Genomic DNA, 16472 nt, shown 5'->3' with positions numbered 1-16472 from the left:
CATTTTTTAAAAATACGCTAGTGACAACAAAATAAAAAATGCTTATACTTCACGCCGCTTTAAGTTGAAGTCTCAATTTAAAGCGGATAAAAAGATGGCCCCTTAGCTCAGTTGGTTAGAGCATTCGACTCATAATCGACAGGTCCCCTGTTCAAGTCAGGGAGGGGCCACCACTTCTACCAGTACACACCAGGTTAACAACCACTAACAAAATAGGTAAAATTTCTAAACAAGGTCTAGTTGTGGGTCTAGTTAGCATTTATTTATTCTTTTTCTTATGATTTTCTTAGTTATATTTCTTCAAAGACTATCAATAACTTTTTTTAAGTAGAACACTCCGAAAAACTTAACAATTATTGACACTACAAAGTCTTTTTATAAACCGCAAATACTATCAATGCTAGGTTAATTATTTAAGTTTGAAAGTAAGGTTTTGATAGGTTTATGCATTTTCGTATAGGTGAGGTTTAGGTTATGTTAGGTTTATCTTAGGTTATCTGAGGTTTATTGGAGAATCTCTAGCAGCAGTGCCACGTAATTGCATTTACCTAAAAAAACCAATTACATTTAACTATGCCACAATATTTGGCCTTATTAAAGCTGTCACTTTGGATAAGTTGAACACTGCTAATGCTCACTTTTGCCACTTTGCGGAAGTTAGCAACAGTAAAGCATTGGAGTATTTTGTTTGTCGCTTTGTGAGCTTAAGAAGACATTACAAAATCACATACGTCGATTAACGCAGCTTTATGAGCCGCATAAAAACTGCTACTGCGTTTGTGGCATTCCCACTATCATGGCGATCAAAAAAGCATCAACCAAACTGGAAGATGCTTCTTGATGATTATCGACAACATTGGCTTACATGGGTTTATGTAGGCATACCGTCGTCGAAATTATATGTAGAATATGAAACGAACTTTTTAAGCTTATTTCTTAAATCGACGTGCTGCTAACCCCATCAAGCCTAATGCGAAAATTAAAACTGTTGACGGCGCAGGAACTTCTACCACCCGGACCAAAGCGATACCTGCTTCACTACTTACATAGCTTACATTAGCATAATAATCGCTGGCAATCTGTGCCTCATCCTCGTTGTTCCGACAACCATCCCGACAATATACATAATCACTACTTATATACACTGCTTTATAATACCCGTCGTCATCTAAATCGCTTCCGTAAAAAGAACTTATTCTACTACAAGTAAAACCACCGGCACCGCTACGTTCGCGGCATCGGCTATTCGTGGTGGTGCCAAATAACTCGATAAATTTGTCCATAGAAGAATCGTCCGTGCGTGCACTAAATGTCCCTCTAGTGTATATATGTCCATCCTCCTGTACCGAACTGCCCCATCCGAAATCCGAAAATAAACCTGCCATCTGGGAATTGCTAGCTAGCATCCATCCTTCACTCGCATACGTACCTAGTGCGCTACTAATAGACTCACCAATCGTTACATCCCATTGGAGCCACTCTGTCCCATTATTTGTTATAATATTGGTATCGGTATTGAGTGAATAATTGTTATGTGAAATAAGCCCTGCTTCTGCTAAACCACTAACTAACAGGAATGTACTAACTATAGTGGTTTTTAATATTCTAAATTTCATTTGATCTTTCCATATTACATAAATTGCGATGCCCCATAGCAGGACAACTTATTCCAGAGGTAAGGACTTCAAATTAGGAAAAACTTTACACGGCAAGTGCTTAGGATTAGAAAATGGGAAGAGACTACTGTCTATTAACGACATAGAAAGCACGATCCATGCCGGAACTTAATTGTTCTTATAATACAATTACCTAAATAATTTCATGTTTATTTAATTTGAAAAGATGTAAATAAACCTGACGATCCGCTTACTGCTAACTAGAGTCGTTCGTTTATTGGTTCGGCTATGACGGCTCTTGGCTAGCACTTGACCTAAAGAACAACCAGTAGCTAACGTCAGGAATGCGCACAAAGTGATCATATTTATTAGTGGCAAACCTAATGTTATTAGGTGACAGTATTAGATGATAATGACTGGCAGTTCTGATGCAATTAGGTGGCACAACTGATGTAATTGTCCAGTTCATTCTTTAAGGTCTTTAAAACTCTTTTTATAATGCAAGAGAACTATAGATTGATAATCCCCCTAATATTGAAAGTATTTATAATCTATTTCTATCAAATATATTCGTTTTATGAGATGTTGAATGTGGTTCATGCAATCAGTATTGCTAAATATGCTATAACAAGCATTAGCCTAATTGCATGAATCATATGAAATTTTAATCTTATATTATAAAAGGGACTTGTGATGAATGAGTTATTAGGCGGTGGTGTTGGTGTAGCAGTTATTTTATTTTTAGTGGTTTTAGCTATTTTATGGTTTTTATTACCATTCGCTATTTTCGGAACAAAAGATAAATTAAGTGAGTTAATTACTGAATCTAAAAAAACTAACGAGCAGTTAAGTGCTTTAAGATCAGAAGTTGCCACTTTGAAGGCCAATGATGATCCAGTCATTAACGCAAGTAGATAAACATATACACGCAATAGTTCACGTTGCTAAATAGATTTATTCTGTAAAGCTATAAGGTCCGACACATGAAATTATGCCTCTGTTCGGACCCCTCCAATTTTTCCTGTTTTTAAGTTCATTACTTTAAAATACATTAAAAAAATAACTTATAGGCTTAGCCTCCCCCTGTGTAAATAATGTAATAGCATAAAATAAACCTGTCTTATTTTATAATAAGCTTTTGATGTTACGTAACTAAAAGATAAACATGACTTTTAAGTTTTCACTAAAAAATTAGTTTTATGGTTCCTAATACCTTATCTTGTGTGATATTAATGAAAATTATGATTCTGATCTAATGAGACAGTTGAATAATGAGATTTTTGCACTAATTAGAACTCTACAAGTGAATAATATAGGAAGATAAATGAGCACGACAAAAATATTATATTTCTCAATCTCTGTACTAATGATTCTTTCTGCTTTCCTTGGTGTGTGGGTTTATTTTCTTAAGGAAGGCAAAGATTTACTTAACTTTACAATATCAACAGTTAGTTTTTGTATTTCAATGTTAGCTCTGTTTATCGCTGTCAGAACATACACATCAATCGATAGTGTGAATAACATAAGTAAAATGGAAGGTAATATCCTTGATAATGAAAACTATGTAACCTCACTCCCTGAGTTAATCAATCGATTCAAGTCTAAAGACGAAAAAACACTAGACAAAGAACTCTTTGATTTAGTTGAGTATAAGTTGAAAAAAGAGTCTAGTACTGCCGCCCTCTTTGCTGATTCATTACAGTACATGGTTGACCTTATCGTCTTATTCCCTGCTGTTTTCAATGCTTCTGATAATGATAAAATAACCTATAAAAAGCGTATGAATAAGATATTATCATTAGTAGATAACCGTCTAGATATATTACATTCGGTAAGCAAAGGAAATTCAATTCAAATAACTGAAACTATAAAGTTATTTAAAGCAGTGGTGTCATACCAAAGCTTTGTCGCTGATGGAAATTTCAATATCCATGCAGACCTACTCCATGTTCGAGGTCCAATACTTCGTAATCCTGTCACAAAGACGATTTATCATAATTACCTTGGTTTGTATTACAACAAAAAAGGGATGCACTTGCTAAAAGAGTCCTTAAACATGGGTAAACTAGACATTTTATCTATTGATGGACTCTGCTTGGTCAATGATCAAATTTGGTCTATATCTCCATCAATTGTTGAAGAAGTATCAATGTATTTAAAGTCGGCATGCAACCAGTTTGATAGAGCACTTAATATTTCTAGTGAAGATATTATGTGGCCAGGCTTCATTAATTATAACAAAGCCCGAACATTATATTTCTTATCCCTGTTATCGGGTACCGAAACAAAATGGCTTGAGATTATGGATGAAGCGATTGAATTCCGCAGTAGATTAAACAGGCTAATTGACGAAATTTTAACAACAGAGCGCTCTACTCCCCCTAAAATAAAGGATACACATTTAAGGGGCTTTTTTCTCTACCAAGAAGAGTTAGCACGTGTAGTAAAGTTAAATTTGATTTTTTCTGATAACGCCACGAAACAAACAAAAGCACCAGCATTTTATAAGGGTATTAATTTGATAAAAGTATCAAAAGAAACTGCCTCAGATTTATTTATGAAAATACAAAGTTTTTCTACTGTTAAAGTTTATCAGGAGAAGATAATTAGTCGACTTAAAGCAAGTCGTAATTTATAAAGGAAATAAATTATTTTAGTAAAAAGTACTGAATGATATTTCATATAAAAAAATATCATTCCATTTAGGTAAAGATTAGTCACCAAGTTTTAGTTTGGTATCCTATATTAAAGTGATGTTATTTTAACCTACTATTAGAATAGTCTTTAGTTTGCATAGGTCGATAACCTTTACCCCTAGTTTTAGCTAAATAGGATAAATGATAAATGGCATCTTGCCGTGATTGAAAGTCATCTCGTTTAACCATGCGATAAGGTATCATTGTCATGTGACCACCTTGCACAAACCACCATGCATCTTGAATCATTTCCCATAAGCTAAATGGTGTTCTAATTTTTCGTCCCTCAATGAATATCGCCATGTGGTAATGTTGCTGCTTTGAGCGTTCGTGTTCCCTGCACCATGCATAACCAATATCATTAAGCTTGTATCTCGCTCGGAGCCTTTTAAAAAATAATTTTATGAATTTTGATAACTGTTCATTGTTACCAGTGTGTTCTTCTAAGTGCAGATCAAACCTAACAACTAACACTCTGCTGTATTGCTTAGTCATTGCATTAAGTTGATTGATGATTGCTTTCATTGGCTTGGTATAAATAGCTAACGGATAGCCAGCATTACTATAGCCTGCATTAATTGACCAAATTTCTTTATCTACAATAATGTATTCTGATGTAGTGGAATATTTACTCATAATAAAAAGACATAGTTAGATATTATTAATTACCCCCACCAAAGTTAGTAATTACTATTGCAGTTTAAATCCAGTAAATAATAAGGTGCTAGGTGATAATAAAAATAATCGCATACCTAAAACCCCATAATCAGATTTCACCTTATTACATACACAATATAGTATTTTTAACTGAGGTTTTATCAGGTGGTTGTTCATAATTCTAATTTATGTATATAATCCTTTGTTAGCTGGTGGCCCTTGCCGTCAAACTTGAACCACCAGTATTAATACCTAAGCCTATTTTCGATTATTCATTTATGTTTTATCGGATATAGGTTTTTCTTTTTGCTCTAATACATATTTCATAATCCCCCTTATTTTCCCTGTTACGGGGCTACGATTATTTATAGGTATATGCCGAATGTTCATTATTTTACTTAATGTAGAAACAACTCTTGGCACGTCTACTATTGCATACATTAACCGAGCTTCATCTGTGTTGATTGGCCCTATATTCTCAAGATGATTTTGTATGATTTTCACTTGTGTTAGCGTTGGATTATTCATTAGACACTCCCTTGGTTATCATCTAACCATTGAGTGATTACTGAGGTCTTCCATCCAAGGCATTTACCGTTAAGTAAAATAGGGGGTGGCAATACTCTATCTTTTTTCCAATATCGCCAAATTGTAACTTTTGATTTATTTATCAGTTTGGCTAAGTCAGCCAGAGTCATTATTTGATTGTTTGACATGCTTTATAATTCCTTAAAGTTTGTTGAAAGCACGTGTAATTCTACGCAGATATCAAAAATAGACACTGAGGGCAAAACACCAAAAGGGCTTATGGTGTATTAAATTTTTTTATTTCTTCCTTTGGATTTTACAATGGGGACTCTGTTATCGATATTAGAGTAATATTTTCTCTGTTTAGTTAATTGATCACCGACAGTTTTTGTTTTTCTATCATTTATTAAGCTTGGAAATTTTCTTTCGACTTCATTTGTCGTGGGTGCTTTACCGTATATCCAAAAATTTAAATATACTTGTTGAGCTAATTCATTGGCCCAATCTGACTTTGAAGATGCTTCTCGTTGTGAGCGACCTGTTGCGATTAAAGCGTTAATATTTGATTCTATATTATTTAAATTTCCAGCTCTTTGCCCCATTAAAAATATCTCATTAAATACAAGATTGTCATCATCACAACTCATTACTATTCCACAATCTGAAATCAGTGCATCAACTTGAGTTCCATTATCTTTATATAAATTAAGCTCACCAATTCTAAATTGAATTAACCTTAACTTTTTAATGTAGTAACCTATTAGATTGTTGGCAATCATAGGTATACTGTTAATAGCAAATGCACGTTCGCAACGTTCAGGTTTGTCAAAAATATCTGACTTTTCAAATTCCCAACATTTAATGATAAACTCGAAATCATCAAATTTTTTGTTTAATTCATGCTCTATAGAAAAAGACACTATGCTTTCAATGCGATCTTTTATTAATCTCATTTTTTTTCTTAATTCATCTAATTGATCATTAATAAAATTTATTTCTAACTTCGCCACTCTTTTAGCTTTTTCCAATAAACTCTGCGCCAGCTCAGTCGAGTTTATTGGCATTCTTTGCCCTTTATTAGCATATACACCACCTTTTAAATCACGTATTGAGCAATGCAATTTCATTTCTAAGTCTTGTAATTCCTTAAGTGGTTCTTGATGCTTAATTGCTATATGAATTTTATTACTAACATCCAGTTTTTGTTGCTCAAGCTTCTGCTCTAAAAGAGCATCTTCATCCGACATCTTTACGAATAAAGTTATGTAGTTATCGTTCATTATTGACCACCTAAAGCTATTACATTGTTAACAGCAACATTGTTCAATTCACGCTCCCATATTTCTAATGCCCTTAGCTTTTCAGGCATATATTCATAACGGTCATAATGTTTTGAACTAACATCTTGTAAGGCGTGATTTTGCAGTCTATCCCTAATAGACTTACTAATTCCTAACTCCCCCATTAATGTTTTACAGGTTCGTCTAATATCACGAGGTATAAACGAGCGTATCTCGCTGTTTTCACAATATCGACTAACAGCCTTAGATAATGAGTCTAAGTTAATATGACGCTCCTCAGAGAGCCTGTGCGGAAATATAAAACCATTACAGCTCCCAACCTTTTGCTTGGTTAAAATATTTATAGCTGAATCTGTTAGGGGGATTAAATGAGGTCTTTTGTTTTTTGATAAATCAGCGGTGATTAGTAAGGTTTTAGCCTCCCAATTTATAGCGTCCCACTTTGAGCTAGCAAGCTCATAAGGTCGTTGACCACCTGTATAAAAACATAAGCTCATTAAGTTTCGGATATGCTGGCCCATTTGAAAGCGGATAAATTCACTATCTAAATCCAAGAGCAACAACTTAACCTCTCCATTGCTAAGAAAATGCTCACCAACCTTTTCTGCTGATTTTTGCTTAGGAATTGCCGATACTGGGTTATACAACAAACCAAATTTAGCAGTGCCGATATAATTTGCAGGGTCGTTATCATGTGACAGGCCATAATTAAATGCCGCCATCAAATAACTTCTTACTCGATTACTTTGAGTATTCGCCCCACGCTTTATCATGTGGGCCAATACACTAATTAAATCGTCTTTGGTTACGTCTTTGGCTTTGGTTGCTGGCGGTATAAATGGATAGGTTTCTTTTTCTAATGCAGATAGTACGGTTTTAAATGTACGCTTACCGTCTTTTTCCATTTGTGCAGTATAGCTTGTAAATAATTGTTCAATACTTCCCTTTTGTGCTTCAAGCTTTACTTGATTTTCTTTTTCTTGATTTATGATCCCCTGTTCAAGTCTTGGATCAACCCCACGCTGTAACATAGCTCCGTATTCTTTAGCCTTTTCCCTAGCATCTGCCAAGCTCATACCAAGTGCTTTATCGCTAGTCTTTCCGCCATCGTTCGGTACATTGCCGATTAAAATGAAATTGGCTTTAGTTCCAACAAAATACCTGAATACAAAGCGTTTACTGCCACTAGGATAAATTTTAACGCATAAGCGCCCCATTCCTTTGGTTCCGTCATCATCTGACACATAGTATGCAGAATTCTTTTTAAGTAGTCCTGTGATCTTGTTTGGGGTTAATTTTGCCATCTTTCATCCTTGTTGCTAACTAGACCTTATTTGAAACGGGGTCTAGTTGTGGGTCTAGTTAGAGTGTAACTTAATGAAAGGATATAAAACAGGAGGAAAGCCCACAAGGAATTGTTACCCATTTAAATCAAGGGTTTATATAGGGTTTGTTGCTTGATGTTATTTGATGAAAACTATACTTCGCTTGACTCATAATCGACAGGTCCCCTGTTCAAGTCAGGGAGGGGCCACCACTTCAAATATTATTATTCTAATTAGTATTTACTAACAATAAATTTCAATCTTAAAATTAACTGTAGTTATCACTGTAGTCACCTTTCACCATTAAAAATGTATTGTGAAAATTTTATTCTGTTTTAGTGACTCCAATAATGTCATGTGCGATAGCACTCACTCTTGCGATGTCAAAAATCTGCATAAATACCCTCCCCCTTTAAGATATCTCAAAACGGTAGGCTTACCACAGTAGTGTTGGTGTAAAGATCCACTGCTTGAATATAAGATGAGTGCTAAACTTTTGACATATCGGATGAGGGTGGTTTTTACTATACGTATAATCTCAACCTATTATGTTCTTACAAGAGTCGGTAATGGAGTACTCTGAAGTGGTTTACAACCTCTAGCTTTAGGTTTCTAATAAATCTATCAACGTTACTCACAAAGTGTTAATGAAGCAAATAACTAAGCGGTTTAGTTGTTTATAAAAATGCGTTTAGCTTTGCAAATTTTGTATCTACACAACTAAGTAGATTATTTACTCTTTAACACTCCCTATTTTGTTACTTTAAAAAAACATTCTGCTGCTTCAGTTAAGCTAGAAAGGTTTTTATTATCACGCCGGCTTATTGATTATCATGGTTAATAGTAAATTATTAGCAAAACTTTGTTTTAAGTACGTTCATATCAATAATAATTTGTTATTTTTAATGTAGTATAAGATCGAACTTGCTTACTAGGCTATGATCGTTCAAAGCCCTCTAAGAAATAAAAACAAATAAAATAGGGATAAATAAACAATGGTAAACATGTTAATTGCATATCAACTTGATGGCGGTGATGTTATCGAGATTAATCATCCAGAAGAGTTCGAGTTCAAAGATTTAGATGGAAATAGCTTAGGAAATGCTCAGATTATCAAGCGCCATAATAACGATCTGATATTAGCCGAAGCTGCATTTGTGATCTCAGCTGAACATGCAAAAGTTATGATACCAAGCGATGCGGCATTCATGGAATCAAAAGCAGGCGTAAAGCAACCTTTTGACTTTAATGGGCTCGTAAAAAGCTGTGGATTTGATTCTGTTAAATATAAATTTGATAAACAAGGTGATGAACCAACTGATTGGGTTGTCGCCTATCCTCAGGAGCATTAAGCCTAAAGTGGTCGCTAGTCATACTAGTGACCTTTTTTATAGCTTTGAATAGACCAGGTAATGAGATTATTTCAACATCAGGCTAAGCAAATATATCTGTTTCAGCACTACTGAATATTGATTTAAACAGAAGGTGAGATATCAGGTTAAGAAACACTGATACGTAAACCAAACTTAGCAATATTTTATTATATTTTTAACAAAATATAACCGATATAATTAAGGAAATAAGCTGTAATATTTGCCAAAACATTGTATTTTAATCAATATGACAGAAAGAAAGTGATTTTTTTTTGACCAAGGTAATTAATTGAACTGTATATGTATAAAACTATTATTTTCGCCAGCTGAGTACTTGTTTAGTTATATCTACAATTGCTAAAAACCAATTACAATCAATGCAAATGACAATATTAATTTTACTGCCATCTATATTATTATCTGGCTTTATGTTCCCTTATGAAGGTATGCCACTGCCCGGACAATATATTGCTGAGGCACTGCCAGCGACACACTTTATTCGCTTAATAAGAGCTGTAGTATTTCGTGATGTTGACGTTATTGAAATGAGTTTTGATATGCTATGGTTAATTGCTTTTACCTGTTTTGGCTTACTTGTTTCAGCGCTGCGTTTTAAGAAAACACTCGACTAGCTTACATGATGGTTTCATTGCATAAGGTGAGGTATTTGAGTGAAGAAAATAATATAAAAGTGTCGCGAAACTAAGCCACTTTTATATTTTATTTTCACACAATATCCTGCATTATTTATAGTGAGTTATTTAGCACTATTATTTTCTGAGGCTTGCTGCAGAATTTGAACTTTCTGGTCTTTAAGGTAGAGCGGATGGTAAGGCCCTACCGGTACTGTACCAACAAACCGGCTATTAGCCTGTCTTGCATAACGGGTGTAATCAGCTGCTGCTGTGTTTACCGCTGTAGCTATTGCGCCAACAATCAATCCAGCTAAACCACCACCATTATTTCCACCACTAAGATCAACAACAACCGTGCCGGTGTATTTCCATAAGGTCGAAGATGTTTTGGTTGATTTTATTTCTGCTTCAATTGATACGGTTAAGCTTGAAGCAATAACCAAATAGCTAGTGTCCCACTTAAGTATTTTGGTAAATAACACCGCATCCGCACCGAAGTACTCATGAAATTTATTAAGCGGCATGTCGTAAACAAGTTCAGCATCATAAATACCTTCTTGTTTCAATATTTCTGACGTTAGCTCATATGGAAAAGTATAATATCCCTGAAACGCGATAGGCATTTCTACCGTAGTCGCATAATAATCTTTCGCATCTGCTGCCGTACTTAAATTGATTGGTGGCATTATTAATAATGAACGTGGTTTTTCATTATACATCTCTGGGAATTCGTCTAGTTTAGTGACGAGGTTGTTACTCACACAGCCTGAAACAAAAACAACAACGAGAGCAACCAACAACGTTCTAGACTTATTAAACATAATCACTATCCCTGTACCTTAACTTTACTGATCAAATTATTCATAAAGATAACTGATTCTGGATAAACACTTTTTTCCAACTCAAAATAGGAAATTGCCTTGGTGGTATTATTTAACTTTAAGTGTAAATAACCTAAATTGGCGTATACGCCAGGCGGAACACGTAATCCTTGGTTACCAGAGCGTTGAATAACATCTTCTAACGCAAACTTCCATTCGCCTTCAGAAATTTCACCCGCATCTCTTTTCATTGCATAGAATGACTCTGAATATTCGCCATAGTCATACATAGGCTTAGGCCCACTTGCACAACCAGTTGCTAGCAGTACTGCACAAGCCATCATTAAAATTTTAGTTTTCATTGTGAGTCCTTAGCTGTTATTTAGGTACATTAAATTCTTTTGATTGGCCGTCACCTAACAGTACAATCCTGTTAACTACTGTTACACCATTCTTGGTGATCGTTACTTGTTGTTTACCCGTAGCAACCTTATAAATGTTACGTGCACCTAATTTATCAACAACGAAAGCCTCTCCTTTACCTACTGTCACTTCTGCCCCTTCAGCATTTCCAGTGAAGTAAACATATGATACGGGCTCAGCAGTTCGAACTCCTTCGTTATAACCACAAGCACTTAAGTACATGGCAATAAAAACACACAATGATATTTTTAATAATTTCATTTTATAATCCTTTATTTACTTTCTTGAATGTATAACGAAGAGAAGTCACCTGATGCAATGTATTGACTAAAATCACCTGTTGAAATTGAAGCAATTGATATCTCACTTTCTGGGGTGTCACCCATAGAGGTCAGCACAACAATGTTACCTATAGGTTTTCCGGGTAAGGTAATAAACATTCCTGTTTGTGGGTTTTTAACTTTGTTACCTGATTTATAAACAGTAAATTTAGAATTTTCAGAAATATTTTGAGATTTACCGCCAGAGATAATGAGGTTACCTTCATCTGAAGAGAGAATGTAAGATTTCCAAGGTTTATCAAGCATGTTTTCAATAACATTTGAGGCTAAATCGGTAATAGCCGCATTAAGCACTTTATCATTAAGCGAACTGTCATAGCCTGCTTTATCACCAACGCCCATGACACTGCCCGCTTCAGAGAATGCGATCCCTTTACCAGACTCAGAATAGATTATCTGGCCTGTTGATACATCTATTAATCGAATGTTTACTGTTGCATTGGCTTCTTGTTTTTTAACTCTTGAAAAAATTCCTACTTCACTGGTGTTTTTACGGCCAAACTCTGAAATAGAGCCAACAATTAAGAAGTCAGCCGCATTTTTAAGACTCGTCTCACCGCCAATAGAAAGTTCCTTTTCAACTTGCGCTAGATCTGCACGTTCAAGCATTATAAATCGATCAGTTTCAAACAACTTAGCCGATAATATATCCATAGCTTGCTTACCAATACGATCATTATTTTTATCAATAAAGAAGCTTTGTCCGTATTTAGTTTCATTAGTAAAACGTCCTATCGCAACTTTGCGCTTAAGGTATTTTTTACTGACGACATCCGCTTGCAATGTTTGGCTAACAGCCGCCTTTTTTTGTTTCGTCTCCGTGACGGTTGAATCTTTTACCGTTGCACAACCTGATGCAAGTAGCAAAGATGATACAATTAACAATTTTTTCATGGTGGTACGTTCCTTTTTTTATAATATCGATACTTCAATGTACCGTTAAAGTCTTAATAAAATTACATTCACTACATGTAGTTACAAATTTTAATAGTAATATTATACATATATAAAAAAAGCTAAATGTAGTCTATGTACACTTAATTATGTACGTTATGTCTTACATAATTAAGGTAAGCCAACTCGGCTAAAGTACAATATCAGTGATAAAAGTTAACTATAAGTCCTATTTAAAGTGGCAATTTCGATGGGAAATTTTCATCTGTAGGCCTACCACTTAAGCTAATGTTGAGTTTATTTACGTTTTTACCGTGTGATTAAATTGTCGAATTATATTTTGATTGGTGAAAGTGGTAGATAAACTGTTAACGTAGCGTTATATGCTTTCGTTAGTATTCACGCGATTAAACTATCGTCTTATAAATATTTGGAGTAGAAATGAATAATAAAATTATTGGTATTACCCTTATCATTGTTGGTGTTGCTCTCGCGATTTGGGGTTATAATATTTATGACTCAGCTGGCGCTCAACTTACTCGCACGTTAAGCGGTGATACGCCTATTGAAGCTTGGGCAGGATTGATCAGTGGTGTTATTGCTGTTGTTATCGGTATCACAAGAGTAAAGTAACCGTTGATTTTTACCCGTAAACACCTATAAGTATTTACGGGTAAACTAGGCTTAGCGCTATTTATTTCAATAAATAGCTCATTCTATTTTCAACTATTATAAGCATCAGTAAAAATTAATCACGAAAATATCGACAGTAGCAAGATATTAAGATTAAGCGGACAAGATTAGGCTATCAATGTTAACCATACTCACATTTTTCACCCTGTTTACTGTGCTAACAACCCTTTTGCCCTTGTCTCGACATCCCCATTGGATTGTTAGAGGTATGGATTTTCCTTGCTTACAGTTCACTATACTTGCAACGATTTTGTTACTCGCCTATTTTATTTTTCTTGATCCCCAAAGAGTAAGTACGCAGGCACTGATTATTAGCACAACGCTTTGTTTGATATGGCAGTTATCTTGAATAATACCCTATACTTTTATTTATCCCAAAGAGGTTAAAAACTCTACTGAATCTGATGCTGATAAACAACTTAGTATTATTACTTCAAATGTTCTGACACCCAATCGTAATGCCGATGCACTGATAGCACTGATTAAAAAACATCAGCCCAATGTGCTAGTCACACTAGAATCAGACCTATGGTGGGAAGAACAGCTTAACGTCCTAGAAACTGACATGCCTTATAGCGTTAAATGCCCACTTGATAACCTCTATGGCATGCATGTATTCTCACGATTACCTATCGCCGAACAAGAAATCTGTTATTTAGTTGAAAAAGATGTTCCATCAATACACACCACAATAGAATTACGTAGCGGCGATAAAGTGCGAGTGCATTTTCTTCATCCTGCGCCGCCAAGCCCAACAGAGAATACTGAATCTGCAGAGCGTGATGCTGAGCTGATGATTGTGGCTCGAAGTGTTGCTGACAGTGAACAACCCGTTATTGTGACAGGCGATCTTAATGATGTTGCTTGGTCAGCTACCACACGACTGTTTCATAAAATTAGTGGTTTACTCGATCCTCGCGTTGGACGAGGAGTATTTAACACTTTTCATGTCGACTACCCATTGGTTCGATGGCCTTTAGATCATTTGTTTCACAGCAAACATTTTACACTGCAAAAAATTAAGCGTTTACCGTCAATCGGTTCAGACCATTTTCCACTGTTAACCCAACTATCGTTTACTGCACTGCGTTGTAATAATCAAGCAGCTATAAAAGCAGACACGGCTGAGCATAAGTGGTCACAAGAAATATCTGAACAACAAAATGTTAGTAAAGGTGATGTACCAAAGCCCGGTGAAACAAGTTAAGCCAATAAACGTTCTGTGTTAATGGCTAACGTTTTATAACGGATTAATCCGTAACTATATTTGCTGATATTTTGCGGATTTGATCAGCGCACTCAGCTAAGACGATAGCACCAGCCGTTGATACATTCAGAGAATTACCCATACCAAACATAGAAATGTGTATTTGATGATGGCTTAGCTTTAATGCCGCTTCACTTACGCCCTTGCGTTCATTACCTAACACTAATGCACAAGCAGTTGGGTAGGTCATCTCTTTATAGTCAACCGACTGCTGACAGAGTTCTACGCCAAAAACAGTATAACCGTCGTCTATTAATGATTGTAAGCTTGCCGTCGTGCTATCACTGTATTCAATATCGACCCATTTCGCTTCATTTCTAGAGGCCTTTTTCAATTTTTTATCAGAGATTGTGAGTTCGCCACAAACAATAATTTTTTGAATAGCAAAAGCATCCGCCAAACGAATAAATGCACCTATGTTGTAGCTATTAGTGACATGATCTAAAACCAATATTAAAGGAATTTTTGCCTGCTTCACATATTCGTCGCGGGTCGGTTTATCTTGTCGGAGATCTTCTTTACTTAATTGTATTTTTGAATGCATGATAGCGGCTCTTATTAGATGCTAATCGACCTCACCTATTAGTCGTCTGACTAATAGATGAGGTCGATATTTGATATTTGATATTTGATATTTGATATTTGATATTTTCAGTTCGTCACGGTTAACTAATTAAACAAACCTTTATTGCAATTTATGGGCGTTCAAGGGCTATGTATTCTGAAGTGAGACTATAACCATCGCCGCCCATTTTACCAACAGAATCAATTAACACTTGGTTTATCCCTGCTTCGTTGTATAGGTCATCACGTACATAAATAGACTTTACATCTAAAAGCACAAGCGTTCCCCCAGCAGGTAAATCACCGAGAGTAATAAGTTCTCTTAATGTGCATTCATAACGAATTGGCGACGCTTTAACCGAAAATGGTGCCACGCTACAGCTACCTATTTTATCAACCCCGGCAAAGTCAAACTCACTTTCATCGAGACTAATACTGGCACTTGTTTTGTTCATTTGGGCCAATAATGAGCTATTTACAATATTGATAACACATTCACCCGTTTCTCTTAAGTTTTGTAAGGTGTCTTTATCAAGACCACTGCGTTGTGTTACCTGCGTATAGAGAAGTACCGGAGGATTACAACTGGCCACCGTAAAAAAAGAGTAAGGAGCAAGATTGTCAACACCGTCTTTAGAACGTGTACTGATCCAAGCGATTGGTCTTGGTGTAACACCACCATTGAGTAGGCGATATTTTTCCTGAACGCCAAGTTCTGTAATATCAAAGTTCATTAAATGCCTCCAGCCATTCTGTAAAAGAATTAGCGACCTTTTTTACCGTTACCGCCGTGTGATCATAGAACCATACTGCACTGTCTGCTTGTCTGTGCGTACAATCACTAAGTTTGAAGCAAAACATACTGCCCTTACAATCAGATGCAAACAAGATATGGCCTTTTGGCATACCGGTCATTTCATATAACTTTGAGAGCGAAAAAACATCATCAAGGCTTAAAAAATCTTGTACTTCGGTAATATCGACACCTAAATCACAGATTTTAGTTAATACATTTGGCGTGTGTACCAAACCGTAAGTCGAGATCAAATATTTATATGCATCAGGCATGTAAGCAGATAATTTTAATTCTAGCTCGGTTATATCCTCACCGGCTATCGGTACCATGGCGCTTTTACTGCCCCAATTTTTTACAAAAAGATCAATGCTATTCATCTGGATACTCTCATTCTGTTACTGTGTTATTTGTATTGAACACTTTATAACTTGCCAATTTATCGTGCTTTGTTCAAGCTTACCTATAACGTCGCATTCTAGCAGTTTAAGAGAATAGGGTATTGCTAATTAATAGCGTAACGAGTTTACTTATCTGGTTATTTC

General features: G+C 35.5%; 18 protein-coding genes, 1 tRNA gene and 1 pseudogene. 7 read left to right on the top strand and 13 right to left on the bottom strand.

Features of this window, described 5'->3' with window-relative positions; translation table 11 throughout:
* Positions 1–96: 96 nt before the first annotated feature.
* Positions 97–173: transfer RNA gene (locus H4J67_RS00305), tRNA-Ile, on the top strand.
* A gap of 756 nt (positions 174–929) precedes the next feature.
* Here H4J67_RS00305 and H4J67_RS00300 read toward each other — a convergent pair.
* Entirely contained in the window at positions 930–1616 is a 687-nt protein-coding gene (locus tag H4J67_RS00300) for a PEP-CTERM sorting domain-containing protein (protein WP_182174982.1), read from the bottom strand.
* A gap of 693 nt (positions 1617–2309) precedes the next feature.
* Between H4J67_RS00300 and H4J67_RS00295 the strand changes: the two genes are divergently transcribed.
* Together H4J67_RS00295 and H4J67_RS00290 are read left to right on the top strand one after the other, a co-directional pair.
* Complete coding sequence (locus tag H4J67_RS00295; RefSeq protein ID WP_182202521.1) at positions 2310–2534, top strand: hypothetical protein; 225 nt, start codon at positions 2310–2312, stop codon at positions 2532–2534.
* A gap of 406 nt (positions 2535–2940) precedes the next feature.
* Complete coding sequence (locus H4J67_RS00290) at positions 2941–4254, top strand: hypothetical protein (RefSeq protein ID WP_182202519.1); 1314 nt, start codon at positions 2941–2943, stop codon at positions 4252–4254.
* 118 nt (positions 4255–4372) lie between these two features.
* Here the strand turns inward: H4J67_RS00290 and H4J67_RS00285 are convergent, their stop codons facing one another.
* The 5 genes from H4J67_RS00285 to H4J67_RS00265 form a co-directional block, all read right to left on the bottom strand.
* Positions 4373–4948: an inovirus-type Gp2 protein gene (locus H4J67_RS00285; protein ID WP_182177218.1), complete on the bottom strand. Its 576-nt coding sequence runs from the start codon at positions 4946–4948 to the stop codon at positions 4373–4375.
* Between the two features lie 297 nt (positions 4949–5245).
* On the bottom strand, positions 5246–5497 hold the full coding sequence (locus H4J67_RS00280; protein WP_182202517.1) for a hypothetical protein: 252 nt from the start codon (positions 5495–5497) through the stop codon (positions 5246–5248).
* Positions 5497–5685 (bottom strand): AlpA family transcriptional regulator, encoded by a 189-nt coding sequence (locus H4J67_RS00275; protein WP_182202516.1) that lies wholly within the window; start codon positions 5683–5685, stop codon positions 5497–5499. The genes H4J67_RS00280 and H4J67_RS00275 overlap by 1 nt, the downstream gene beginning before the upstream one ends.
* A 99-nt stretch (positions 5686–5784) precedes the next feature.
* Positions 5785–6777, bottom strand: a complete 993-nt coding sequence (locus H4J67_RS00270) for a hypothetical protein (RefSeq protein WP_182202514.1) — start codon at positions 6775–6777, stop codon at positions 5785–5787.
* A complete protein-coding gene (locus tag H4J67_RS00265) occupies positions 6777–8102 on the bottom strand; it encodes a site-specific integrase (protein WP_182202512.1) in 1326 nt (441 codons plus the stop codon). Before H4J67_RS00265 ends, H4J67_RS00270 begins: the two co-directional genes overlap by 1 nt.
* Positions 8103–9118: 1016 nt before the next feature.
* Here H4J67_RS00265 and H4J67_RS00260 point away from each other — a divergent pair.
* Positions 9119–9475 carry a hypothetical protein gene (locus H4J67_RS00260; RefSeq protein WP_182176357.1) on the top strand — a complete coding sequence of 119 codons (357 nt, stop codon included), beginning with the start codon at positions 9119–9121 and terminating at the stop codon, positions 9473–9475.
* A 347-nt stretch (positions 9476–9822) separates the two neighbouring features.
* Positions 9823–10128, top strand: a pseudogene (locus tag H4J67_RS00255) (ABC transporter permease); the annotation flags it as partial.
* A gap of 125 nt (positions 10129–10253) precedes the next feature.
* Here H4J67_RS00255 and H4J67_RS00250 read toward each other — a convergent pair.
* Genes H4J67_RS00250 through H4J67_RS00235 form a run of 4 tightly spaced genes read right to left on the bottom strand, consistent with a single transcriptional unit; the run spans position 10254 to position 12610 of the window.
* A complete protein-coding gene (locus H4J67_RS00250; RefSeq protein ID WP_182176358.1) occupies positions 10254–10952 on the bottom strand; it encodes a GNA1162 family protein in 699 nt (232 codons plus the stop codon).
* Between the two features lie 5 nt (positions 10953–10957).
* Positions 10958–11314 carry a DUF4810 domain-containing protein gene (locus H4J67_RS00245; RefSeq protein WP_182202511.1) on the bottom strand — a complete coding sequence of 119 codons (357 nt, stop codon included), beginning with the start codon at positions 11312–11314 and terminating at the stop codon, positions 10958–10960.
* A gap of 16 nt (positions 11315–11330) precedes the next feature.
* Entirely contained in the window at positions 11331–11636 is a 306-nt protein-coding gene (locus H4J67_RS00240; RefSeq protein ID WP_182176360.1) for a hypothetical protein, read from the bottom strand.
* A gap of 11 nt (positions 11637–11647) precedes the next feature.
* On the bottom strand, positions 11648–12610 hold the full coding sequence (locus H4J67_RS00235; protein WP_182176361.1) for a CsgG/HfaB family protein: 963 nt from the start codon (positions 12608–12610) through the stop codon (positions 11648–11650).
* Between the two features lie 441 nt (positions 12611–13051).
* Between H4J67_RS00235 and H4J67_RS00230 the strand changes: the two genes are divergently transcribed.
* Together H4J67_RS00230 and H4J67_RS00225 are read left to right on the top strand one after the other, a co-directional pair.
* Positions 13052–13243, top strand: coding sequence for a DUF3185 family protein (locus H4J67_RS00230; RefSeq protein WP_182202509.1), 192 nt, complete (start codon positions 13052–13054; stop codon positions 13241–13243).
* 409 nt (positions 13244–13652) lie between these two features.
* A complete protein-coding gene (locus H4J67_RS00225) occupies positions 13653–14510 on the top strand; it encodes an endonuclease/exonuclease/phosphatase family protein (RefSeq protein ID WP_310740480.1) in 858 nt (285 codons plus the stop codon).
* 43 nt (positions 14511–14553) lie between these two features.
* Here H4J67_RS00225 and H4J67_RS00220 read toward each other — a convergent pair whose 3' ends face one another.
* The 3 genes from H4J67_RS00220 to H4J67_RS00210 form a co-directional block, all read right to left on the bottom strand.
* Positions 14554–15114 carry a TrmH family RNA methyltransferase gene (locus H4J67_RS00220; RefSeq protein ID WP_182176363.1) on the bottom strand — a complete coding sequence of 187 codons (561 nt, stop codon included), beginning with the start codon at positions 15112–15114 and terminating at the stop codon, positions 14554–14556.
* Between the two features lie 151 nt (positions 15115–15265).
* A complete protein-coding gene (locus H4J67_RS00215; RefSeq protein ID WP_182176364.1) occupies positions 15266–15868 on the bottom strand; it encodes a flavin reductase family protein in 603 nt (200 codons plus the stop codon).
* Entirely contained in the window at positions 15858–16307 is a 450-nt protein-coding gene (locus H4J67_RS00210) for an SMI1/KNR4 family protein (protein ID WP_182202507.1), read from the bottom strand. The genes H4J67_RS00215 and H4J67_RS00210 overlap by 11 nt, the downstream gene beginning before the upstream one ends.
* Positions 16308–16472 lie beyond the last annotated feature (165 nt).

The organism is Colwellia sp. BRX10-4 (assembly GCF_014077465.1).
Lineage (GTDB): Bacteria > Pseudomonadota > Gammaproteobacteria > Enterobacterales > Alteromonadaceae > Colwellia_A.
This window is presented reverse-complemented; position numbering and strand designations above follow the sequence as displayed.